The 21,085-nt window shown below is 64.7% G+C and carries 23 protein-coding genes and 1 pseudogene; 18 read left to right on the top strand and 6 right to left on the bottom strand.

All coding sequences use genetic code 11. From position 1 onward, the window contains the following. The first annotated feature begins 25 nt into the window (after positions 1-25). The 8 genes and pseudogenes from IEY60_RS28180 (at position 26) to IEY60_RS28145 (ending at position 8,343) form a co-directional block, all read left to right on the top strand. Positions 26-859: a glutamate ABC transporter substrate-binding protein gene (locus IEY60_RS28180; RefSeq protein WP_189033516.1), complete on the top strand. Its 834-nt coding sequence runs from the start codon at positions 26-28 to the stop codon at positions 857-859. 364 nt (positions 860-1,223) lie between these two features. Then, positions 1,224-2,472: pseudogene (locus IEY60_RS28175) on the top strand (IS3 family transposase); the annotation flags it as partial. Between the two features lie 198 nt (positions 2,473-2,670). Next, positions 2,671-3,600, top strand: a complete 930-nt coding sequence (locus IEY60_RS28170; protein WP_229740190.1) for a LysR family transcriptional regulator — start codon at positions 2,671-2,673, stop codon at positions 3,598-3,600. Between the two features lie 129 nt (positions 3,601-3,729). Further along, the gene (locus IEY60_RS36000) at positions 3,730-4,038 is read left to right on the top strand and encodes a cyclase family protein (protein WP_229740189.1); all 309 of its coding nucleotides are present in this window, start codon (positions 3,730-3,732) and stop codon (positions 4,036-4,038) included. A gap of 90 nt (positions 4,039-4,128) precedes the next feature. Next, on the top strand, positions 4,129-5,109 hold the full coding sequence (locus tag IEY60_RS28160) for a fumarylacetoacetate hydrolase family protein (RefSeq protein WP_189033515.1): 981 nt from the start codon (positions 4,129-4,131) through the stop codon (positions 5,107-5,109). Between the two features lie 26 nt (positions 5,110-5,135). Beyond that, a complete protein-coding gene (locus IEY60_RS28155; RefSeq protein WP_189033514.1) occupies positions 5,136-6,071 on the top strand; it encodes an MBL fold metallo-hydrolase in 936 nt (311 codons plus the stop codon). Positions 6,072-6,079: 8 nt separating this feature from the next. Then, a complete protein-coding gene (locus IEY60_RS28150) occupies positions 6,080-7,312 on the top strand; it encodes a thiolase family protein (RefSeq protein WP_189033513.1) in 1,233 nt (410 codons plus the stop codon). Beyond that, entirely contained in the window at positions 7,312-8,343 is a 1,032-nt protein-coding gene (locus IEY60_RS28145; protein WP_189033512.1) for an AMP-binding protein, read from the top strand. Before IEY60_RS28150 ends, IEY60_RS28145 begins: the two co-directional genes overlap by 1 nt. An 89-nt stretch (positions 8,344-8,432) precedes the next feature. On the opposite strand, the gene IEY60_RS28140 is transcribed toward IEY60_RS28145, so the two are convergent. After that, on the bottom strand, positions 8,433-8,795 hold the full coding sequence (locus IEY60_RS28140) for a VOC family protein (RefSeq protein ID WP_189033511.1): 363 nt from the start codon (positions 8,793-8,795) through the stop codon (positions 8,433-8,435). Between the two features lie 182 nt (positions 8,796-8,977). Here IEY60_RS28140 and IEY60_RS28135 point away from each other — a divergent pair, with 182 nt between their 5' ends. The 3 genes from IEY60_RS28135 to IEY60_RS28125 all read left to right on the top strand — a co-directional run bounded on the left by IEY60_RS28135 (position 8,978) and on the right by IEY60_RS28125 (position 10,251). After that, positions 8,978-9,475 (top strand): TetR/AcrR family transcriptional regulator, encoded by a 498-nt coding sequence (locus tag IEY60_RS28135; protein WP_189033510.1) that lies wholly within the window; start codon positions 8,978-8,980, stop codon positions 9,473-9,475. Between the two features lie 21 nt (positions 9,476-9,496). Beyond that, positions 9,497-9,850 (top strand): hypothetical protein, encoded by a 354-nt coding sequence (locus tag IEY60_RS28130; RefSeq protein ID WP_189033509.1) that lies wholly within the window; start codon positions 9,497-9,499, stop codon positions 9,848-9,850. A gap of 182 nt (positions 9,851-10,032) precedes the next feature. Continuing rightward, positions 10,033-10,251: a hypothetical protein gene (locus IEY60_RS28125; protein ID WP_189033547.1), complete on the top strand. Its 219-nt coding sequence runs from the start codon at positions 10,033-10,035 to the stop codon at positions 10,249-10,251. Here IEY60_RS28125 and IEY60_RS36590 read toward each other — a convergent pair. Beyond that, positions 10,194-11,255, bottom strand: a complete 1,062-nt coding sequence (locus tag IEY60_RS36590; RefSeq protein WP_189033508.1) for a transposase family protein — start codon at positions 11,253-11,255, stop codon at positions 10,194-10,196. The two genes, IEY60_RS28125 and IEY60_RS36590, sit on opposite strands and share 58 nt — an antisense overlap. Positions 11,256-11,461: 206 nt before the next feature. Next, on the bottom strand, positions 11,462-12,118 hold the full coding sequence (locus IEY60_RS28115; protein WP_229740188.1) for a hypothetical protein: 657 nt from the start codon (positions 12,116-12,118) through the stop codon (positions 11,462-11,464). An 888-nt stretch (positions 12,119-13,006) separates the two neighbouring features. Here IEY60_RS28115 and IEY60_RS28110 point away from each other — a divergent pair. The 7 genes from IEY60_RS28110 (at position 13,007) to IEY60_RS28080 (ending at position 18,748) form a co-directional block, all read left to right on the top strand. After that, positions 13,007-13,333 (top strand): WXG100 family type VII secretion target, encoded by a 327-nt coding sequence (locus IEY60_RS28110; protein WP_189033507.1) that lies wholly within the window; start codon positions 13,007-13,009, stop codon positions 13,331-13,333. A gap of 38 nt (positions 13,334-13,371) precedes the next feature. Beyond that, the gene (locus IEY60_RS28105) at positions 13,372-13,692 is read left to right on the top strand and encodes a WXG100 family type VII secretion target (RefSeq protein ID WP_189033506.1); all 321 of its coding nucleotides are present in this window, start codon (positions 13,372-13,374) and stop codon (positions 13,690-13,692) included. 119 nt (positions 13,693-13,811) lie between these two features. Next, entirely contained in the window at positions 13,812-15,182 is a 1,371-nt protein-coding gene (locus IEY60_RS28100) for an ADP-ribosyltransferase family protein (protein WP_189033505.1), read from the top strand. Positions 15,183-15,188: 6 nt separating this feature from the next. Next, positions 15,189-15,488 (top strand): hypothetical protein, encoded by a 300-nt coding sequence (locus tag IEY60_RS28095; RefSeq protein ID WP_189033504.1) that lies wholly within the window; start codon positions 15,189-15,191, stop codon positions 15,486-15,488. A 141-nt stretch (positions 15,489-15,629) separates the two neighbouring features. After that, positions 15,630-16,520, top strand: coding sequence for an ADP-ribosylglycohydrolase family protein (locus IEY60_RS28090; RefSeq protein WP_189033503.1), 891 nt, complete (start codon positions 15,630-15,632; stop codon positions 16,518-16,520). 518 nt (positions 16,521-17,038) lie between these two features. Continuing rightward, a complete protein-coding gene (locus tag IEY60_RS28085) occupies positions 17,039-17,680 on the top strand; it encodes a hypothetical protein (protein ID WP_189033502.1) in 642 nt (213 codons plus the stop codon). Between the two features lie 12 nt (positions 17,681-17,692). Next, entirely contained in the window at positions 17,693-18,748 is a 1,056-nt protein-coding gene (locus IEY60_RS28080; RefSeq protein WP_189033501.1) for a tetratricopeptide repeat protein, read from the top strand. Positions 18,749-18,755: 7 nt separating this feature from the next. Here IEY60_RS28080 and IEY60_RS28075 read toward each other — a convergent pair whose 3' ends face one another. The 3 genes from IEY60_RS28075 to IEY60_RS28065 are packed head-to-tail and all read right to left on the bottom strand — an operon-like array spanning position 18,756 to position 20,847. Further along, entirely contained in the window at positions 18,756-19,013 is a 258-nt protein-coding gene (locus IEY60_RS28075) for a transposase (protein WP_189033500.1), read from the bottom strand. A 47-nt stretch (positions 19,014-19,060) separates the two neighbouring features. Continuing rightward, positions 19,061-19,426, bottom strand: coding sequence for a hypothetical protein (locus IEY60_RS28070; RefSeq protein ID WP_189033499.1), 366 nt, complete (start codon positions 19,424-19,426; stop codon positions 19,061-19,063). A 56-nt stretch (positions 19,427-19,482) separates the two neighbouring features. Continuing rightward, a complete protein-coding gene (locus tag IEY60_RS28065) occupies positions 19,483-20,847 on the bottom strand; it encodes an LGFP repeat-containing protein (protein ID WP_229740187.1) in 1,365 nt (454 codons plus the stop codon). Positions 20,848-21,085: the final 238 nt, after the last annotated feature.

The raw sequence follows: 21,085 nt of genomic DNA, 5'->3' as shown, positions 1-21,085 counted from the left end.
GCCGGACAGCTCGAGGAGAGAGCCCGTGAAGATCAATCGTGCGATGCGCCTGGGAATCTGCGCGACGGTACTGATGGTGGCTGCGACCGCGGCCTGTGGCGGTGCCGAGCAGAAATCGGCACTGGAGAACGCCAGGGGCGGCACGCTGACCATCGGCATCAAGTTCGACCAGCCAGGTCTCGGCCTGCGTGTCGCCGACGGCATCTACCGCGGTTTCGACGTCGATGTCGCCAAGTATGTCGCGGACAAGCTCGGTGTGCGCCCGGAGCGCATCACCTTCAAGGAAACGCCATCGGCCCAGCGCGAGAGCATGATCGAGAGCGGGCAGGTCGACTTCGTCGTCGCCACCTACTCGATCAACGACAAGCGCAAGGACCGGGTCGATTTCGCAGGCCCCTACTACGTGGCAGGTCAGGACCTGCTCGTTCAGGCTGCCGATACCGACATCACCGGCCCGCATTCCCTGTTCGCAGGCAAGCGGGTGTGCTCGGTGACGGGCTCCACCCCGGCGCTGTACATCGAGCGGAACTTCCCGCAGACGCGGGTCCAGACCTACGACTCGTACTCGCTGTGCGTGGAGGCACTGCGCACAGGCGCGGTCGACGCGGTCACCACCGACAACGTGATCCTCGCCGGTTACGCGGCCCAGTCGCCAGGCCGGTTCAAACTGGTGAACAAGACCTTCACCACCGAGAAATATGGCATCGGCCTGAAAAAGGGCGACACCGAACTACGCCGCACCATCAACGACGCCATCGAAGCGATGATCCTCGACGGCTCCTGGCAGGCCGCCCAGGAGAAGTCCTTCGCGGGCACCGGTTTCGTCGTCCCACAGCCACCCCTCGTCGACCACTACTGACCAGCGGTGGATCGGGGTGCTGCGGCAAGCCGGGAATGGAACAAGTGGTGGACCAACCACGACGAAGCCGTCGAAGGCACGTCGTATCCCGCTGGCCATCGCAACGCGAAACCTGGCAGCGAGGCTTCAGGCGCAGATCGACAAGGCGGCTGAACTCGAGGCATTGGCGAACAGGAGCTCCTGACAGGTTTGGTCGAGTAGGACTGGTGGTGCAGGCCCAACTCGACCAGCCGGGGGCCGAGGTCCCATCCTGTCCCGATGGCGTGCACCAGGTGTAATGGCACGTGCTGCAATACCGCTTCCTCGGCAGCCCATCGGACTGAATCGCCCCGGCGGGTCGGGAGACTTCATCTCTTGAGGAAGGATGAAGTCTGTGAGTTCGAGGAAGTACCCGCCGGAGTTGCGTGAGCGGGCCGTGCGGATGGTTGCCGAGGTCCGGGACCAGTACGAGTCGGAATGGGCCGCGATCGGCGCGGTGGCCGAACTGCTGGGTATCGGCACCGCCGAGACGCTGCGCAATGGGTCCGGCAGGACCAGGTCGATCTCGGTGTTCGTCCGGGGTCGACCAGTGAAGAGTCCGCGGAGCTGAAGCGGTTGCGGCGCGAGAATGCGGAACTCAAGCGTGCTAACGCGATCCTGAAGGCAGCGTCGGCTTTCTTCGCGGCCGAGATCGACCGGCCGCAACGCTGATCTGCAGGTTCGTCACCGAACACCAGGGCCACCGCGAAGACGGGGGCTTGCGCTGGGGAGTCGAGTCGATCTGCGCCGCGCTCGCCGAGCTCGGCGTAAACCTCTCTCCTTCAACCTATTACGAACACCGCATGCACGTCCGGACAAGAGGGAGCAGCGTGACCAGCTGTTGAAGTCACAGGTCGCGCGGGTCCATCGGGAGAATTTCGGTGTCTACGGCGCGCGGAAGGTGTGGCTGGCATTGAACCGAGAAGGCCACCAGGTGGCCCGATGCACCGTAGAACGATTGATGCGCGAACTCGGGTTGCAAGGCGTTCGGCGCGGCAGTATCAAACCACCACGATCGCAGACCCGGCCGCGGATCGGCCGGCTGATCTGGTGCAACGCCGGTTCTCGCCGTCCGCGCCGAACCGTTTGTGGGTTGCCGACATCACCTATGTGTCGACGTGGTCTGGCTGGGTGTATGTGGCGTTCGTGATCGATGCCTACGCGCAAAGAATCCTGGGCTGGCGCACGTCCACGTCGATGACGACGACGTTGGTTCTGGATGCGATCGAGCATGCCATCTTGACCCGCGAACGCGACGGATGGAACGTGAAAGATGTTGTCCACCACACAGATAGGGGATCGCAACTCAGATTCAAGCAGTCGTCGCAACACAATCCAGTTCGAGCGAGTGTAGATGAGCTTCGAGGGCCTCGGCAGGGGTTCGCCAGCCGAGTGTCGGCGCGGTCGGATCGAGCTACGACAACGCGCTCGCCGAGACGATCAACGGTCTCTACAAGACCGAGTTGATCAAACAGCGCGGCCCGTGGCGCACTGTCGATCACGTGGAATTCGCCACCGCCGAATGGGTCGAGTGGTTCAACCACCGCCGCCTCTACAGGTACTGCGGTGACATCCCACCGGCGGAAATTGAGGCTGCCCGCCCGCGATGGGGAAGGTCCAGAAGAAGCTGCTGGGTAGTGGGATGTGAAGCGTTGGGGCGGGGAGTATCTCGACGTACCACGACCGAGAACCAGACGGTAGAGAAGGAGGACTCGTAGCGTCGCCCACGGGAGAGGGCAGCAGGCAGGTTCTACCATGTGGAGAACCTGTCCCCCGAACGCAGGAGTCCCGTCGTGACCTCCCGGGATCTACAGAGCGTCGACCTGAACCTGATGGTCGCGTTCGACGCCCTGATGTCGGAGCGCAGTGTGACGCGTGCCGCCGAGCGGATGCAGGTGGGCCAGCCCGCGATGAGCGCATCCCTTGCGCGTCTGCGCAAGCTGTTCGACGATCCCCTGCTGGTCCGGGAGGGACGCACCCTGGTGCCGACTCCGGTGGCCGAATCACTGATCGGCCCGATCCAGCAGTCGCTCGCGCTGATGGAGAACGCCCTGGGGCAGCGTCGCGCGTTCGATCCGACCCGCGAACATCGGACCTTCACGATCGTCGCCAGCGACTACGTCCTGCTGGTGTTCCTGCGACCGCTCCTTGCGTATCTGAGACGCGAAGCGCCCGCCGTCAGCATCCATGTCCGCCCCGTGACCGAGGACTACGCGGAGTTCCTGCGGCGGGGCCGATTCGACCTGCTGATCGCGCCACGGGAACTCCAGCAGTCCGGTGTTCCGCTGAACAGTGAAGACCTGTTCGCCGATCGGTTGGTCTGCGCGGTCGATTCGGAGAACACCGAGGTCGGGGACGCACTCAGCGCCGAGGAGTTCCTCACCCTGCCCTACCTGGGGTACGAGGGCCACGCGGTGCAGACGGTCGCGCGACTCCAGATGCGGGCGATGGGCATGGACCGCCCCGTCGACGTCTCGACGCAGAGCTTCTCCGCGGCGGCGCTGTTACTCCGCGACACTCCCTTCTTCACCGTGATCTCGGAGCGCCTCGCGCACTGCCTCGCCCCGCAGGCTCGCATTCGGCTCGTCGAGCCACCGATGACGTTCGCCCCGTTGACGGAGACGATGTTCTGGTCGGCCCGCCATGACGACAACCCTTCGCATCGGTGGCTGCGACAGCGCATGCGCGATGCCGCCGAGGCACTCAACCATCAACAGCAGTGATACTGACTATCGATATGAATCGATAACACCTGCGTGATGCGGCGCACTAGCTTCGAGGTTGATCGGCGTTCGCGCATCTGACCAGCGCGGACGGAAGCATTCGGCCAACGAAGATCAGGGAGTCGCTTCATGCGCGCAATCCAGCTCGACGAGTTCGGGTCCGTCGAGAACTACCGACTCGCCGACGCCCCCGAGCCCTCCGCCGGCCACGTCCGCGTCGCGGTCGCCTACGCCGCCGCCAGTTTCGCCGAAGACCACGATTCGAGCCGAATCTGGGAGGGCCGCAAGGTGGGCCGCGACATCGGGTACTGCCATCTCGAGAGGTTGCACAGCCTCGAGTCGCTTCCGCCGACGGGATTCACCATCAGTTGCTTCCCGTACAAGATCCGCGGAGCATCTGCCGGTTTCACCCGGGCCGTCGCGATCTTCGACGAGTAGGTCGCATTCCTCGGTCGACGGCGCCCACGGTACCCGCCGCCGTTTCGATCGAATCGTACTTACACCGAACCACTTTCGAGAGATGAACCGATGAAATTCGTCACCTTCCGTACCCCCGGCGACCCCACCCCGCGGCTCGGCATCGACAACCGCGACAACCACAGCTACACAGACCTGACGGGTCGCTTCCCTGATGATCCCGACTTCGCCTCCATGCTGTCGCTGATCGACGGCGGGCAGGCCGCACTCGACAAGGCGTGGGCCGCCTACACCACGCTCGACGAGGCACACCTCGTCGAGAAGCGCACCGTCAGCCTCCTGGCCCCCTTCCGTCCCCGCCGCCTGCGCGACGTCTCGCTGATCGTCAACCACCTCCGTCCGAGCGTGGCGAAGACGGCGCAGTGGATCGCCGCGAACACCGACGACCCGCGAACTGTCGCCGAGATCATGGCGGCGGTCGACCCTCTCGTGTCGCCGCTCTACGAGCCCACCGCTCCGCCGTCGGCGGCCGAACGCGACGCCGAGACCGTCTCCGCGCCCGGCAGCGTCCTGACCTGGCCGGGCCGAAGTGACTGGCTGGACTACGAACTCGAGCTGTGCGCGGTGATCGGCAGGTCCGGCAGCGACATCGACCCGAGCGTCGCCGGCGACCACATCTTCGGCTACGCCGTCTACAACGACTGGACCCTGCGCGACGTCCAGGCCCGCAACATCGCGGGCAGCGGCTCGGTCCACGGCGACTCGAAGGACTTCCTGAACGGCAACAGCTTCGGACCGTGCGTCGTCACCAAGGACGAGATCCCGGACTTTCGAGATCTCGAGATGACCGTCCGCGTCAACGGACGGGTGTGGGGCCAGGGCTCGACGTCGGAGATGCTCCATGGCTTCGACGACGCTGTCGTCTCGCTCAGCAGGGGCCACGAGATCGTCGCAGGCGAGGTGTGGGGCACCGGAACGGTCCCGGACGGCTCCAGTTTCGAACTCGGCAAGCGCCTGCCGCGGCCGGCGTTCGTCGAACTGGAGATCGAGCGCATCGGCGTCCTCTCGCACTACGTCGTCCCCGAACTCTGATCCCACCGAAGAAGCGAGCACACACCATGACCACGTCCCGCCTCGCCCTCGACGGCGACCCTCGTCTCCTTCAGCTCTCCGACGACGTCTACGTTTTCGGCACGTACCCGTACAGCGGCCTGATCGTCACGGACGAAGGCTGCATCGCCATCGACGGCCCGATGTCCGTCAACATCTGCGCACCGTGGAAGGAGTTCATCGACAGCAAGGGCCCGCTGCGCTACCAGGTGTACTGCGAACACCACTCCGACCACACCATCTCCGCGCCTTACCTCGAGCCCGAGGTCCTGATCTCCTCGGAGACGACGCGCGGTGTGATGGACACCGACGAGATGGCCCGCGAGGCGCTACGCACCTGGGGCGAGTACCGTGACGTCGATCCGGCGATCGTCGAGAACTACACGATGGCCTACCCGACGCTCACCTACCGCGGCCGCCTCAACCTCGAGCTCGGCGGCAAGCGGTTCGTCATCTTCGAGGCGCCCGGCCACACCATGGGCTCGACGGTGGTGCACGCAGTCGACGACCGGGTGGCCTTCATCGCCGACCTCGGCATGACGCCGGCCATCCAGTCCGGTGATCCCGTCGCCTGGCTCACCACTCTCGCGCTGCTCGAGACGCTCGACGTCGACTGGTACGTCCAGGGGCACATGGATCCGATGCGACGCGACGACCTGCACACGTGGCGCACCATGCTGCTGGCGACCCTCGACAAGGTCCGGGAACGCGCCGGCGCAGGCCTGAGCGCGAAGGACATCATCGCCGAGAGCCCGATCTTCGACATCCCGGCGATCCTCGCGAGCCATTCGTTCGTCGGTCGCGGCGACATGCCGGCCGGACTGCTCGAGGCCGCGGGAGACATCCTCCAGGTGGTCGGCGCCGAACGGATGGTGGAGTCCGTGCACCGCCATCCCACCGATTCCCCCTCGGCGTCCCTCGGACCCGTGAGCACGCAGGAATGACTCGAAACATGAACGACGTCTTCATCATCGGGGTCGGCATGACCCCGTTCGGAGTGCATCCGTCCGAGACCGTCCCGAGCCTGACCACTCGGGCGGTACGTGAGGCGCTCGCCGACGCCGGGATCGATCCCGCCGACGTCGACAGCGCCTACTTCGGCAACACCACACAGGGTCCGCTGGAGGGCCAGGCCATGATCGCCGGCGAGATCGCGCTGCGTGGAGTGGGACTCGAGCGGATCCCCGTCTTCAACGTCGAGAACGCGTGCGCGAGCGGGTCGTCGGCGCTGAGTCTGGCGGTCACGAGCGTGCGGGCCGGGGAGTCGGCCGTCGCGCTGGCGGTCGGCGCGGAGAAGATGAACACCGGTGACCGCGCGAAGACGATGAGCGTCTTCGACGGAGCCTACGATCTCTCCGACCCCGCCGCACTGCAGCGGACGCTCGACGAACTCGGCGGCGCCATCGACGCCAGTGAGGCGGGGCAGCGCAGCATCTTCATGGACATCTACGCGGCGATGGCCCGAGCCCACATGGACCGGTTCGGCACCACGCAGCGCCAGCTCGCGGCGGTGTCGGCGAATAACCACCGGCATTCGGTCGACAATCCGCTCTCGCACTTCCGCAAGGACATGAGCGTCGACGAGATCCTCGCGGCACGCGCGCTGAGTTTCCCGCTGACCGTTCCGATGTGCTCGCCCCTCACCGACGGCGCCTCAGCCGTGATCGTCTGCAACGCAGAGGTGGCCGCGCGGGTGGGGTCGAAGCGGCAGGTCCGCGTGCTCGCGTCCGTCGTCGGCACCAGTGTGGAGCGCGAGATGACCGACTACTCGAAGCACGTCACGAAGCTTGCAGGCGAGCGTGCCTACGAGCACGCGGGCATCTCGCCGAGCGACTTTTCCGTTGCCGAGGTCCACGACGCGACCGCCTTCGGCGAACTGTTCATCAGCGAGCTCCTCGGGTTCGTCGAGTTGGGAGGCGGCGGCGCGGCCGCCGAGTCGGGAGTCACCTCGATCGGGGGACGCATCCCGATCAACACCTCCGGCGGCCTCGAATCGAAGGGGCATCCCCTCGCCGCGACCGGTCTTGGTCAGATCTTCGAGCTGGTCACGCAGTTGCGTGGCGAGGCAGGCGGCCGTCAGGTGGAGGGCGCACGGATCGCGCTCGCCGAGAACGGCGGCGGGTTCAGCCCGTTCTCGACAGGTGAGGAAGCCGTCGCAGTGGTGACCGTACTCGAGGCGGTCTGATGGCGATCATCGACTTCTTCGACCGCGGGTGGGACCAGAATGCCTCTGGCACGGCGTTCGTCATGGGCGAGCGCTCGTGGACCTATCAGGAGGCGGGCGAACTCACCTGCCAGATCGCATCGGCGCTCCTCGACACCGAAGTGACGTCGACAGGACACGCGGCCGTGCTCTCCCCGAACGATCCCGTGGCGTGGATGTGCGTCCTCGGCATATGGCGTGCCGGCCGGGCCTGGGTGCCGCTGCACCCGGGCGAGCCGACCAGCACGTTGGCGGGGCTGATCCGGCAGTTCGACTGCGAAGCCCTCTTCTTCCACAGTTCGATGCGTGCCGAGGCCGAGGAACTGTGCGCGACGGTGCCCGACCTGGCCCTGATGGTCTGCATCGACTCCGATCAGGGCGGCTCGTACCCGTCGCTCGCCACGTGGATCCATGGCCGGCCGGTCACCCGACCGGACGTCCCGTACTCAATGGACGACGTCGTGATGATCTCTCCCACCGGCGGCACCACGGGGCTGCCGAAGGGCGTCATGAACACGCATCGCACGCTTGCCAACACGTGCGCGCATCTGCTGATGGCGTTCGAATACGGCCACGCCGAGTCGATCGTCAATCTGGCGGCGGCGCCCCTCACGCACTCGGCGGGCATCATCACCCTCCCGACCACGGCGCGCGGCGGCACCGTGGTGATCATTCCGCGAGCGGATCCCGCGTCAGTCGTCGAGGCACCGCTCGAACGGCACCGACCAGCTACTCATCAACGAATCACGCGTCCGGGACCCGCTCGGCGGACAGTACTCCAGGTCGAACCCCGCGACCTCGGGAGCCACCGAGGCCAGCAGCCGCACCGACTCCAATCACCGCTCCAGTCAACAGATCTCACCTACGATGGGCCAACTGTAGTGGCGAGAAGCTTCACATGGGCCATGTTGCATGGCAAGGGCCAACTTCATTGGCAGAGGACAACATGCTGGATTTGGGCGCGGGTGCTGCGGCTGGTTCCATCCGTGAACCACGACACCGTTGATCGGTGAATTTCGACACCGGTCCCAGCGCGGAAGGTGTTGGTATCCGCGAATTTCGACACCACTCGACGGGTTGCGGTGGCGAGATCCTCCTGCTGTCAGCCGACGGCCAGGCAGAACGGGTGACCGGCCGGATCCAGCAGCACTCGCCACCGGTTGCCGTCCGGCTGGTGGTCCGGCCTGACCGCGCCGAACCCCAGCGCCAACTTCTCGGCCGTGTCGAGGTCCTCGACCCTGAGGTCCAGGTGCAACTGCTGCGGCGCGTCCTGACCGGGCCACCGCGGGGCCCGGTATCCGGTGACCCGTTGGAAGCCCAGGTCGCAACCGGAACCATCGGTCAGGGCGACGAACTCGTCAGCTTCACAGCCGAGCCGCATGCCTGTCAGCTCTCGGTAAAACCGGGCCAGAGCCCGGGGATCGGCGCAGTCCAGAGTCACGCCTCGCAGCACGGCGATCGGCATCGTCCACTCCTCAGTCATCCAGTTTCGCGGACCACGCGGCGGCCCGCCGCAGGCTGTCATCCAACCGCACTGTCGTGGCCCGGCTCCACTCCTTATTTGGGGTGAGCGGTGGTATCAAGCGCACTCAAGTTTGGAAACGATCGTTCTTGACTGAATGTTCCCAAACTTGGTAGTGTGGCGGCATGGCGCGACCGAGGACATTCGATGAGGCTGCTGTCGTGGAGTCCGCGGCGGAACTGTTCGCCCGGCGCGGGTTCGACGCGGTGTCGATCGACGACCTCGTAGGGCATCTCGGCGTGCACCGCCACAGCCTGTATCGCACGTTCGGTAGCAAGCGCGGGCTGTATCTGCGGGCGCTGCGAGCCACGCGGAAACGGAACCTGTACGCGATCGCCGCCTCCGGTGATCCCCTGGAAATCCTCTACACCGCAGTGATTTCCGAGGGGATCGGCAGTCTCGACCTGCTGTTGATGGCGGCAATCGAGCAGGGCGCGGCCGACCCGGAAGTCGCCGCCGAGGTCGCGGGCGCATTCGCTGAAGTCGATGCGGTCACCGCGGCCCTGGGTGACGGAACGTTGTCGACAGCGACGCTACTAGGACTTCGCATTCGCGCCCGCGCCGGTGAGGATGTAGCCCGCATCGCGGGCGAGTTCACCAAACGCACACAGGCCGATCAGTAAGCACGAACGAAGGAGTACGACATGGCCGAGGTCAGCATCGACGGCATGGATCTGATGGTCCGCATCGAAGGCCTGGACAAGCTGTGGGCATTGAAGAGCCGCCTGGTCATCCCGTTGGCGAACGTCCGCGGCGCGACCATCGATCCGGGAATCATCAAGGAACGCAAGGGTATCCGCGCGCCCGGCACGTACCTGCCCCGTGTCATCACCGCGGGGACCTTCCACATCGACGGGGAACGAGTGTTCTGGGATCTCCGCGACCCGGACAAGGCCGTGGTCATAGAGCTGGCCGACGAGCGCTACGCACGGCTGGTCGTCGAGGTCGACAACCCCGCCGAAGTGGTCGCGCTGATCGAAAAGGCTTGTGCGCACTGAAGATCTGCCCAAGTTCACGCCGAGGTGGCCACCACGAGCGGCTCGGGTGCGCATGGCCCGACCACCGCGGCGAGTAGATTCGGTGAGTCAGCCGCGTAGCGAAACGAACCGGGGCCACCCGGACGCCTGCATGTGGCCACGATCCGGGCGACGCGGTCACCGGCCTGCGACGCCCGGTGCGGGTGTGTGAAGCATCGCCGCGTCTACGGACGCACCGTGGCCGATGTCGAGTCGACGACCTCAACATCCCCGTCCTCGACGCGTTCTTCGACTTGCTGATCGTGCTCGCCCGCAGCGGAGTCAGCGCGGTCGCCGAAGCCGCGTTCCAGGACAAGCTCTGGTTCTATACCCGTTCTCCTGTTGTGGTTCGGCGGCTGATTGTTGCCGGTACATCCCAGTAGCGAGAGTGCGACCATGGCCTGCGTGAATCAGCCAGTTGGGCGTGGGAGATCATGAGCGGCGCTGACCCGTTCGGATGGGGCTGGCCGCCGCCGATGACGACGAGGGACGATGAGGAAGGGAACCATCCCATGGGGGAGGGCGTCTCAGGGGCCGATGATTCGCAGCTACCAGCGCTGGTAGTGGTGAGTGGACCGGCGGGGAGCGGCAAGACCAACCTCGCGCACACGATTGCCCAGCGCCTCGGAGTTCCTGCGGTAGTACGCGACGAGATCAAAAAGGGCATGGTCCTGACCGCTGGCCAGACCGTTGGGCAGGGTTGGGATGAGCTGAATATGCCCACGTCGGACGGTCGGTGGCGGTGCTGCGATGGGGCCCGGCCTGGTGCGGCGCTGTTCCAGGTAGGCGCGCACCAGTGCGTAGCTGCCGGGGTAGCCGAGTTCTGCGATCTCACGGTGGAGCTGTAAGGCGTTGGAACAGCCGGATTCCCAGCGCTGACTAGGTAGGGTTTGAACGGGTCGAGTTTGCTGGGACGCGGACCTTTCCATTTGCCATCGACCAGCTCCTGCCAGGTTGCGGCGTGGGTGTAGCGCTGCACTGTGCGCAGCACGGTGCCGTAGTTCGGGCCGCGTAGCAACGCGAAGTCGTCCACTCCCAACACCCGAGGGGTTTGCGCTGCGGGATCGGGCAACGCAGCAAGCAGCCGCAGCACAGTAGACCGGCTTGCCGAGGCATGCAGCGCGGTGGCCAGTCGCGTACCTGCCCGACCTGCCAACGCGACCGCGATATCCTCCAGCATCGCTCGCAGCAGTGGCGTTCGGCGCCCGTGCCGCACCGTCAGTCCCTCGATCTGCTCCGCAAAAGTCTCTACCCCGCAGGATGGTTTATCGCAGAACCAGCGCCTCACCCGTAACCGGAGCACCGGTCGACGTCCGCCCAACGGCACGTGCGCCAGGTAGCGTCCGTACCGGCTGTGCACCCTGGTCGCGGCGTGCCCGTAGCACACCCAGGCCGCAGTCGCTGCCTGCGCGGATGCCCGGATACGCCACCCCGCTGGTCTCTGCGACTTCCTCAACGGCCACACCTGCCAGGTGCGGGAACAGAACGGCCACCAAACCAAGATCAGAGCACCCGAACCATGATCAAACCTCAAGCAGCGGTCCGCATTTGGATCCGCTCGTGCCCTTCCGGCGGCGCACGATAATGCCGATTTCAGGATGTCCTTCGATGTGGACGGCCCCCCGGCCTGAGGGCAGCCGTCGGATGGTCGACCATTGCGCTCAGCCGACTCAGCGCAGTGGTCCACGGTCGCGGGGCGATCACTGGAATCCCGTGCGCTTCGGCGGTCGCGGCCAGCCAATCACCATAGCGGGCACTGACTTCCGCCCGGATGCGCTGCTGCCCCTCGTCCGGTTCCCGACTCAGATAGTTCACGGCCAGCTGATCAGGGTCGGGCTCGTGCAGGAACACCGCGCGGACTCGCCCGGCGACCTCCTGTCCGGCGAACGAGGCCTGTGCGGCCAGTGCGGGGAGTAGGTAATCACCCTCGATGATCACCGGGGTGTCGGATTCCAGATGGTTGCCGATCACGGCCTCCAACGCTGGCCGTAAAGCCTCGGCAACCGCGATCTGCAACTCCACGACCCGTGGAACCGGAATGCTGGCGGGATCGGGATGGGTGTCCCAGTAGTGCAGCATCGGCTGCTGGGCCGGCGTGGTCATCGCCTGCACCGCGAGAACCAGGTCGTCCACCTCGACCAGCGGCACGCGGTAATGCCGGGCCAGCGGGTAACTGAGCTGGCTCTTACCGGAACCGGACGCGCCACCCAGTAGTAGCACCTGCCAGTCACGTTCACCCGGTTCGTCCACGGGCGCACAGTCTGCCTGGCCTGTTGGCGCCTGTCATCCCGATATCGGACCGAGCAGGCGTGTCACCGAAGGGCTATCACTGCTTCCTGGACGTGATCGCCGCGACCGGCTTCCATGACCGTAAGCCTAAACGTACGGACATGCCGCTGGGCGCTCGTTGGTCGACTGTCCGAAATCTGGCTCGGATCGATTACGTGGCAAGGACCTTCGCTCGCAGCCATTGGGCTGCGGCGGTGGGCAATTCGCACTGGGGCCGCGGCTCCAGACCTGATCACGGAAAGTTGGGCAGAACCGAAATTCGACGTCGATCATCGGTCAACGGTGACATCGTGCAGCGCAGTCGAGATCCGTTGGTATCGGTGAAACTGATGTCACCGGTTGGAGGGTCCTGACGCTTCGCGGCGCGTCTGCTGTAGGGCACGGGTACATCCTTCCAGCAGTGCCTGTCGGCACCACAGATCAGATGTCACCTACTCGTGCAGCAGTCCCGACAGACCAGTGAACCTGACGAGATGTAGTTGGTTGGTGGCTGCGGGATCTGCAGCGGCGAGTAGACGATCACGCCGGTGCCGTGTGTTGCGGTCCAGGCGATTTCGGCGGCCGCGGAACGGTTGATCGCGGAGAACGGCGGCCGGATCCGACCGGTGCTATGAAACCCTTCCGCCCGTTCGGGAACCGTGTTCGACCACCGCGTCTGAGGTTATCTGTTTCCGAACGGGTTTCCGAACGCCCGCGCGTGCGAGTCCGCCCGACACATGTGACTCGCAGCGATAGCTGGTGGTGTTCTCGCGCTGCCAGGTGGCGCAGTGGGTGGATTCCGGTGCGACTCGCGTGTGCGGGTTCAGCTACGGTCACTGCACCGGGCCGCTGAACAGGAGGGAGAAGTAGGTGACGTCCCAGGATCCGAGCGGGACATTCTCGATCACACCTGAGCACGTTCAGAATGCGGGCCTCTACATCCAGCAGACCGCACAATCGCTGCTGACCGGCGTTCGCGCCGCTGATGCCGACGTGGAAGCGCTCTTGGAGCAGTGGCAGGGCCCGGCCTCCGAGTCGTTTCGGACCGGGTGGAGCGAGGTATGCGCGGGCGTGGCCGGTGTTCTGGAGGCATTGACCGATATGGCCGAGGCGTTGGGGGTGACCGGTGTGACTCTGTCCGAACAGGACCGTGAGTGGGCCGGGGATCTGCCGGCAGAGTTCACGCTCAATCTGTGACCTCTGCTCACACACCTGCCACACCGATAGGAGAGAGCTTGCGTTACCGGGTAAACCTGACCGATCTGGATGACGCTGTGGCCCAGATCAATGCGTTGAAGACCTTCCTCGAAGAGTCGTTGGACGAGATCGATGAGCGTGTGAACACGATGCGGGCGGACTGGAGCGGGGCGGCTTCGGATGCCTACGACACCGCGCACGTCCAGTGGCTCACCTCAGCGCGCACTGCAGCAGATGGAATCGAAAAGATGCGGGCTGCGGCCCGCGCCGCCCACGACTCCTACACCGCGACCATCGTTGCGAACAGGACCCTGCTCGGCCGCGCCGGCGGCCAGAGCCCTGGCGGGACCCAGGCGTGACTCTCGTCGATGTCGATACCGACACCTACTACACCGCAGGAAAGGCACTGTGCGCTGCGGCCGAATCGTGGTGGACTGCCATCGACGCCCAGTGGGCTGCGCTGGCCGACTGCGGCAGCATGTGCGGCTCCTACGAGGAGGCCACCACATGGGCCGCGGAGTACGACACCAAAGCCAATGAGCTGATCGACTCGGTCCGCCAAGTCGCCACGGCCGCCGACGCCTACGGTCGAGTGCTCATGGAGCTGGGCTACAACCATGAACTCGGTGACTACTTCGCCACCACGGAGTTCGGTGCCTCTCTTCCACCGCGCCCGCAGATGCCGACCGAACTGATGGCTGTGTGCCGGGTGCCGCTGCCCTCGGCCGGTGGGCCCGGCAGCGGGTTGTCAGAGGCGATCGGTCTGGCCTCTGAGGTCGGTATCACCGTGCCCGATGGCGATAGCGGAAAACTCGCCAACGCCGCCAACCTGTGGAAGAACCTCTCAACCAATGAGGCGGTGTCCGGGTTCGTTGCCGAGCTCCATCGGATTGCTGGCCTGTTCGCTGAGATCACCGCCGAGGAGTACGACTCCATCGACGAAGACATCCGGGCGATCAAAGCGGCCGCAGATGATGTCGTGTCCGGGTTCGCCGAGGTCGGCGCGAGCACCGAGGAACATCGCAGCGCGTTGGTGACCATGCGCGAGGCCATCGAACAGTTCCTTCAGGACATGGCCAAAGACATCGCGTTGGAGATAACAGTCACCGCGACCATCTCCATCGCCGCGTCGTTCGTGACATTCGGTGTCGCCGCCGTCGGCGGTGCGGCAATCCTTGCGGGTCGTGTGGCCCACATCGTGGCAAGGTATGGCCCGAAGATCCGCCCCCTGATCTCGGTGTTCAAAAACACTGGGTTGGCACGCAGATTCAACAAGGTGCCCGACTGGTCCACGCACAAGCAGGAGATGCAGCGCATCCTCGACATGCGCGCCAACAATGGTCCGCCACGTCGGCACGGACTCGCCCCCGATGTGCTGGACCCGAACGATCGCGAGATCCTGGCGCGTGGGCCGTCCGATCAGTACGGCACCGACCTCAGCGGGATATTGCGCCGCGGTGAGACTCCGACCCCGGAACAACAACGCCAGATCGACAACCTCAACGAGGCGCTGGAAAAGCTACCCAAACACGAAGGCCCCGTTGTGCGGCACGTCAACATGACCCCGGAACGTCTCGCCGAACTCGAACCGGGTCAGCCGTGGGCGGACTCCGGGTTCATGTCCACGTCGAACAAACCTGACGGTGTCTCCGACGTTTTCGCCGGAAACCGAAACGTGGAGATGCAGATTGTGTCCAAGAACGGACGTACCTACTCCGACCCCGACACGGGCATGCCGTTCGGCACCGACGATGAAGTACTGTTCCCGTCGAACAGTCAATTCATGGTGCACAACAAGTTCTACGACCCTGCGACGGGGCGGGTCGTGATCCAGATGGTTGAGAGGTAACCGGTCATGACGACCGCCCACGACGAAGAGTACGAACGTGCAGCGCGGCAGCTGGCCGCGTTCGAGGAAGCGCGTGCCCAGGTGCGCCGCCGCGCTTTGGACCCCACGGCCCCACGGAACGTCACCCATGTCAAAGACGACGGCCTGTCCGGCACCGACCAGGAAGGTTGGAAGGTTTCCCACGATGGACGGGAGTGGCGCGACGAGAACGGTGCGCTGGTCTACCGTCGCGACAGCGACGGATACTGGCTCGACCCCGACGGGCGGCGAGTATTCGACCCCATCGGCAATCCTATCAACCACTGACAACAGCGTCTCCCGACCTCTGCGGTCAGGGTCCACAGCGGTGCAGTTCAGGTCGGCCTGTGCACCCGGATCGGGAAGGTCGTCGCGACTGTGAACAGATGGAGGCGCCGATCAGCCCGTGGCATCGGTCGCGGAACCCTGATGCGCGATTCGCTCGACGGACTGTCGGTGGGCGATGCGCTAGGCGCACAGTTCTTCATCATGGGCCGCTCGCTTGCCAATCTTCGGTCGGGTACGCCGCCGCCGGGACCGTGGGACTGGACCGACGACACCGAGATGGCCTGCAGTGTGGTCGCCGAACTTCACCGTCACCGGCAAATCGATCAGGACCGGCTGGCCGCGGGCTTCGCGCGCCGGTTCTCGCCCGAACGCGATTACGGGCATGCCACTGTCACCTCGCTTCGACGCATCCGCGGGGGGAGCCACTGGCGAGATACCGCGGCAGCGGCGTTCGGAGGCCAGGGCTCCTGCGGAAACGGTGCCGCAATGCGGGTCGCACCACTGGGGGCCTACTACGCCGACAATCCCCACAGAGCTATCACCGAAGCCGTCCGGTCAGCACAGATCACCCATGCGCACCCCGAGGGAGTGATCGGCGCGGTCGCGGTGGCAGTTGCCGCCGGACAGGCCGCTTACGGGCGCCGAGCACGAGTCCAACCCACGCCCACACAATTCCTCACCATCGTGCTGGACCATCTCGAAACCAGCGACACAACGCGCGGCATCGGTCACGCTCGTGCCATGCTCAGCGCCCCCCTAGCCGAGGTCGTACACGAACTGGGTAACGGATCCCGGGTACGAGCCCAAGACACGGTGCCGTTCGCATTGTGGGTGGCCGCAACACAACTGAACGACTATCAAGCAGCTATCGCCACGTGCATTGAAGCCGACGGTGACATCGACACCACCTGCGCCATCGCCGGAGGAATCGTCGCAGCCTACACCGGCGTCGGCACCCCCACTGGGATACCGCGGGCCTGGCTCGCCGCCCGGGAACCACTACCCGCCTGGCTCGGTGTGAGCGACCGGTAGCGCCGGTCGCCCACGGCTACGCAGTCGCGATCGGGGCGCCCCCAGCTCGTCCTGGGTCCCGGCTATACCTCTCTATCGGGAACCGGCCAGCAACGAGCCACGCGAGACCTGGAACCGGCACGTCGCCGGGCAGAAACCGTCTAGGCCGCCAGCTCCGAAGAGGGCGCGCCTACGGTGAACTCCTGCCCCGTCATCAACCCGGGCCCTGCAAACGATCCTGGAAACATACGACCTGACCGCAATCTGGTAGAACGGCGGGGTCTGTCTCGTGAACGTTGGCGCGCTCAAACAGTCAGGACACAGGGTGGCAGGTGCGGTGCGCACTCGGGGACCGGCACCTCTTGGGCGAGGGTCGGTGGCCCCGCGGCATCGTTCACCGCGTTCGAGGAATGACATCAAATGTGAACCGTTCCTATGACCGCGACGTACTTGAAGTAGCTGGGCCAACCGCGCAGAATCTGGTTGAGTCATACGAGCACGTAAGGATCAGCAGGCCGTCATCGGTGACCGGAGGATGCGTGGACTACATCTGCTACATCTCGCGAACCAAGGTAGACAGCCTGCACGGGCAGTTCGATCCGGTGCGCAGTAGCGATGTTACCGAGCAGGTGATCTCCGAACAGTCGGGTGTTCGAGATCTCCGCATGGGTTTGTCCCTCGGCCATATTGTGAGCCTGTTCAACGGTGGCCTAACTTACGGGCGGAAGAACGTGATCCAACGGGAACGCAAGGTGAAGATTGCCTATGTCGAGAAGCTCAGGGACGTATTGTTGACCATTGCTGTGGACCACGGCGACGTGCCCGATATCAGAGAAGCGATCTCTTCGGGACAGAGCGGGACTTACTACTTTTACGATGGCCTCTTCCGGATTGAAAGACCGGTTGAGAACCCCACGTCGGCGGACATTGTGACACTTCGGTCGTCGTTTGGCAGCCGCAACCTGCTCTTGGATTGCTCGCTGCGCTTCTTTAGCGAAGGGCCTGAGCCGGACGGAACCTTCCTGCTGCATTCGGGCAACTACCGCTTCTTCGGCGGCCAGCTGCAAATGAGGATGTCCACCGTCTTCGCGCTACTTGGTGTACAAGGAACGGACGTCGTCGGAACTCCGCTCTACCTCCAGCTGTCGGGCGCTGATTTGTCGCCCGGAGCGGCGCTGTAGGCGCGGTGTGTCGTGGAGATGCTTGATGTGCGCGAGCACGATCCCGAGGAGTACGAGGGGAAGGGGACAACTATCCGCGGCTGTCTCTATCGGATTGGTCCCCAGCTCGGCGCGGGTTATTCAAAGTTCGTCCATGTGCTGCGCAACGTCAGATCGGGTCTGCACCTGCATGTGCTCGCGATCTATCGTGACGCCGACTCGGGCCGGCGGGAGTTGGGTCGTGAACTGGCTGTCAAGGCTCTCGACGACTTAATGGAGGGGCAAGGGGTGGTGCCCAGTCTCATGGAGGTCGATCTGCCGGGAGGGGTCGCGTACGTGCAGGACTACATAGGCCCGTATGAACCCGCGCCGAGTCAGGACCTCATATCTGCGGAGCGACTCATGGTGGCAGGTGAATGGTCTGAGGCCGTCGACATGTTCTCGCGGGTTCTCGAGACGCAGCCGGACCACACCGTCGCACTGTTCAACTGCGCATCAGTCCTCAACTCCATGGGTCGCCCGGAATTAGCGGCAGACCTGATGGCGCGGGTTATCGCCATCGAGCCGAATTACCGTGTCTACCTGCACGACTACATGAAATACTGCTCTGCCGCCGAAATGCCGACCGAGGTCTTGGATGGGTGGAGGGCCATCACCGAGCGCTACCCTCACGACACCAGCTGCCAACTGTACGTCGACAAGGTGCCGCGACAGGCCGCCACACTGCACAATAGGGGAGTCCAACTGGCGACCGAGGGTCATTGGAATGAAGCGGTCGCGCTGACCGGCCGGGCTATCGAGTCATACGTTCGGCTCGCCGAATTAGATCACAAGAAATTCGATCAAGATTTGGCAGAGAGCTTGTTAAACTATGGAATATTCGCAACGTTGGTCGGCAATCTAATTGGCGGCGTTGAACCGCTACTTCAGACCATGCGTATCGCCCATGAGTACGGGCGTCACGATCTGTATGATTCTGCCGCACACGCGATGCGACAAGCATTGGTGCTTGACCGGCAGACGGTGGCGGAGGAACTTGAGCGGCTGACTGGAGGTCCGGTACCACAGTGGTTCAGCAGTCCGAGCTAGTGCCGCGTCAGGCAACGTTGGTTAGATAGTCCGGCCCCTGGATCTTCGAGCCGACAGCGAAGTCTCGGATCGGTCGGGCGTGGTGATTGCGCCAGCGGATGTAGTCGCCGATCGCGGCATCCTGTGTTGCGTGGGTGCGGTGGTCGGTGCCGTTGAGCGCGAAGTAACGCAACGCCGCAAACTCGCACTCAATCCGGTTCAACCAGGACGAATAGTCGGCAGAAACACCAACTCGACCCGCGGCTGGTGCCTGACCAGCACGCACAACACGTTCTCTGTCCGGGCCCGTGCGCGGCACCAAGCCGCTCTGGGTCAGGAAGGCGCGAATCCGCCCAGCTCGAACCCGATCGTCAACGCCGCCAGAGCTACAGCTACCAACCCAGCGGTGACCACGTACCCCACCGCGACCCGTCGCATGACAAACCACCCCGCCAAGGCCACGGCCGGCGCGAGCAACACCACCACTGCCACGAACCAGGTGACCCAGTACGAGGCGGGCACCTCGACCGGCCGAGCACGCAGATGCGACGGGGTGGCCGAAACCTCGGCAAGGTCGAGCCACTGCCGGACCACGAAGACCGCCGGGACGAACACCACCACCGAGAAAAACAGTCCGGCGCCGACACCCCAGCCAGCACTGTGGCGTCGTGTCTGGGTCGATGGGGCGATGGTGGACATGAGCTCATTGTGCGGCATTGCCCGCCGTCGGCGCGCGGCGGGCAATGCACGGATCCTCAGCGGATACCGGACCAGGAATGCACCGACGACGAACCCAACACCAGGAACGGTTTGGCGACGCCGAGCTTCTCGCCTTCGACGCCGACCAGGACCGCCTGCTGGGCGGGATTGCCGTAGTCGTCACCGGCGGCATAGTCGTAGACGTCGTAGATATGGGTCTGCTGACGCAACTCGATCGGGTTCTGACCCGGATTGGCGGGCTGGGCGATCACCGCAGTGGTCGAGCACAGGCTGTAGCGGCCGATCGACTGCACCTGATCGTTGCTGATCCCCGCGGTCACATGCCACGGAGTCGAGATGATGACCTTGGCCGGCTGACCGGTGCGGGCGGTCTCGTTGATCGCCGCGGTGATCGCCTCCTCCTTGTTCGCGTTGACCCATTCCGCCGGTGGTCGCAGCCCCGCGTAGTCGGTGCGGTCCTCAGCGGTCCAGGAATCGAGCAGCGTCGTTCCGAGCGCGTAGTCCTGGCCCGCTTCGTCGTGGTCGTAGTAGTGCTCCCACAACGCGTGCGCCGTCGGGCGGCCGTTGGCGGCGAAATAGGCCGAGACCACTCCCGCCTTCTGTAGATTCGCCGGGATCAGCGTGCCGTCCGGGTCGCCGACGGTGTTGTAGTCGGACAGGTCCACCGGGCACGTCGGGGGCGAGTTCAGCGGGTCGGGGCAGTAGGCCGGGTGCAGGCCGGTGTCGTAGCCGGCGAATCCCTGCGCCGGGACGAGCAGTGCGCGCAGGTAGTCGTTGAGCACATAGATCGAGCCGTGCTCGAACTGTTGGATCAGCGAACCCGGCTCGGCACCGGGGGTGGCGTCGCTGGTCGGGTATCCGTAGTGGCTGCTCTCGTAGCCCGCGGCCGACCACAGCGCCAGAATGCGGCCACTCACAGCGTGCGCGCCGGTCGAGGGCGACCAGTAGACCATGCCGCGTTCGAACCGGTTGAACCGCCCGTTGCCGTCGGGGGCGACGACTTCGTCGGTGCTGGGGTAGCCGAGTGGGCCGCGTTCGCCGCCGGATTCGAGCCATTTGTCACGGATCGCGCCCTGGATGTTGTGGGCTCCTGTCATGGCGTGCCAGTAGATCCAGGCGCCCTGGAACTCCTGGCGACGGCCGATGCCGTCCGATAGGACGATCTCATCGGTCAGCGGGTAGCCGATGAAGCCTCCCTCGTAGCCGTATTCGCCCCACTTGGTGAGGAATTCGTGCGCGACCGGATGCGCGCCGGTATTCGGCGACCAGTAGATGTTGCCGCCGAGGAACTCCGAGCGCCGGCCGAACCCGTCGGGGTTGGTGAGCTCATCGGACTTCGGGAACAGCAGGAATCCGTTCGGTCCCCCGGGTCTGTAGGTACTTGTCGAGAATCGCGCCACAGACCTGGAACGGTGACGGTGGGAAGGTCTGACATGCCATAGCTTGCTTACTCCTTCATCACGCTGCGTCTCCCCGGTGATGAACCAAGGAGGGCGGCCTCCCTCGTCGAGGCCGCTCATTCGAACATACATTCGAATTCATGCCATGCCTAGGCGTCGCGTGCCGAAACCGCCCGCGCTGCTGATCGTTACGAGGCCGAGTCGAGTTCGATGAACAGACGCAACATGTTTCGACTTC

The sequence above is a fragment of the Nocardia rhizosphaerihabitans genome, assembly GCF_014646295.1.
GTDB lineage: Bacteria > Actinomycetota > Actinomycetes > Mycobacteriales > Mycobacteriaceae > Nocardia > Nocardia rhizosphaerihabitans.
This window is presented reverse-complemented; position numbering and strand designations above follow the sequence as displayed.

Coding starts and splice junctions, on each gene's coding strand:
- IEY60_RS28135 (WP_189033510.1), top strand. CDS start 8,978: ATGGCGCGACCGAGGACATTCGATGAGGCTGCTGTCGTGGAGTCCGCG.
- IEY60_RS28150 (WP_189033513.1), top strand. CDS start 6,080: ATGAACGACGTCTTCATCATCGGGGTCGGCATGACCCCGTTCGGAGTG.
- IEY60_RS28160 (WP_189033515.1), top strand. CDS start 4,129: ATGAAATTCGTCACCTTCCGTACCCCCGGCGACCCCACCCCGCGGCTC.
- IEY60_RS28140 (WP_189033511.1), bottom strand. CDS start 8,795: ATGCCGATCGCCGTGCTGCGAGGCGTGACTCTGGACTGCGCCGATCCC.
- IEY60_RS28145 (WP_189033512.1), top strand. CDS start 7,312: ATGGCGATCATCGACTTCTTCGACCGCGGGTGGGACCAGAATGCCTCT.
- IEY60_RS28090 (WP_189033503.1), top strand. CDS start 15,630: ATGCGCGATTCGCTCGACGGACTGTCGGTGGGCGATGCGCTAGGCGCA.
- IEY60_RS28130 (WP_189033509.1), top strand. CDS start 9,497: ATGGCCGAGGTCAGCATCGACGGCATGGATCTGATGGTCCGCATCGAA.
- IEY60_RS36000 (WP_229740189.1), top strand. CDS start 3,730: ATGCGCGCAATCCAGCTCGACGAGTTCGGGTCCGTCGAGAACTACCGA.
- IEY60_RS28100 (WP_189033505.1), top strand. CDS start 13,812: ATGTGCGGCTCCTACGAGGAGGCCACCACATGGGCCGCGGAGTACGAC.
- IEY60_RS28070 (WP_189033499.1), bottom strand. CDS start 19,426: ATGTCCACCATCGCCCCATCGACCCAGACACGACGCCACAGTGCTGGC.
- IEY60_RS28095 (WP_189033504.1), top strand. CDS start 15,189: ATGACGACCGCCCACGACGAAGAGTACGAACGTGCAGCGCGGCAGCTG.
- IEY60_RS28155 (WP_189033514.1), top strand. CDS start 5,136: ATGACCACGTCCCGCCTCGCCCTCGACGGCGACCCTCGTCTCCTTCAG.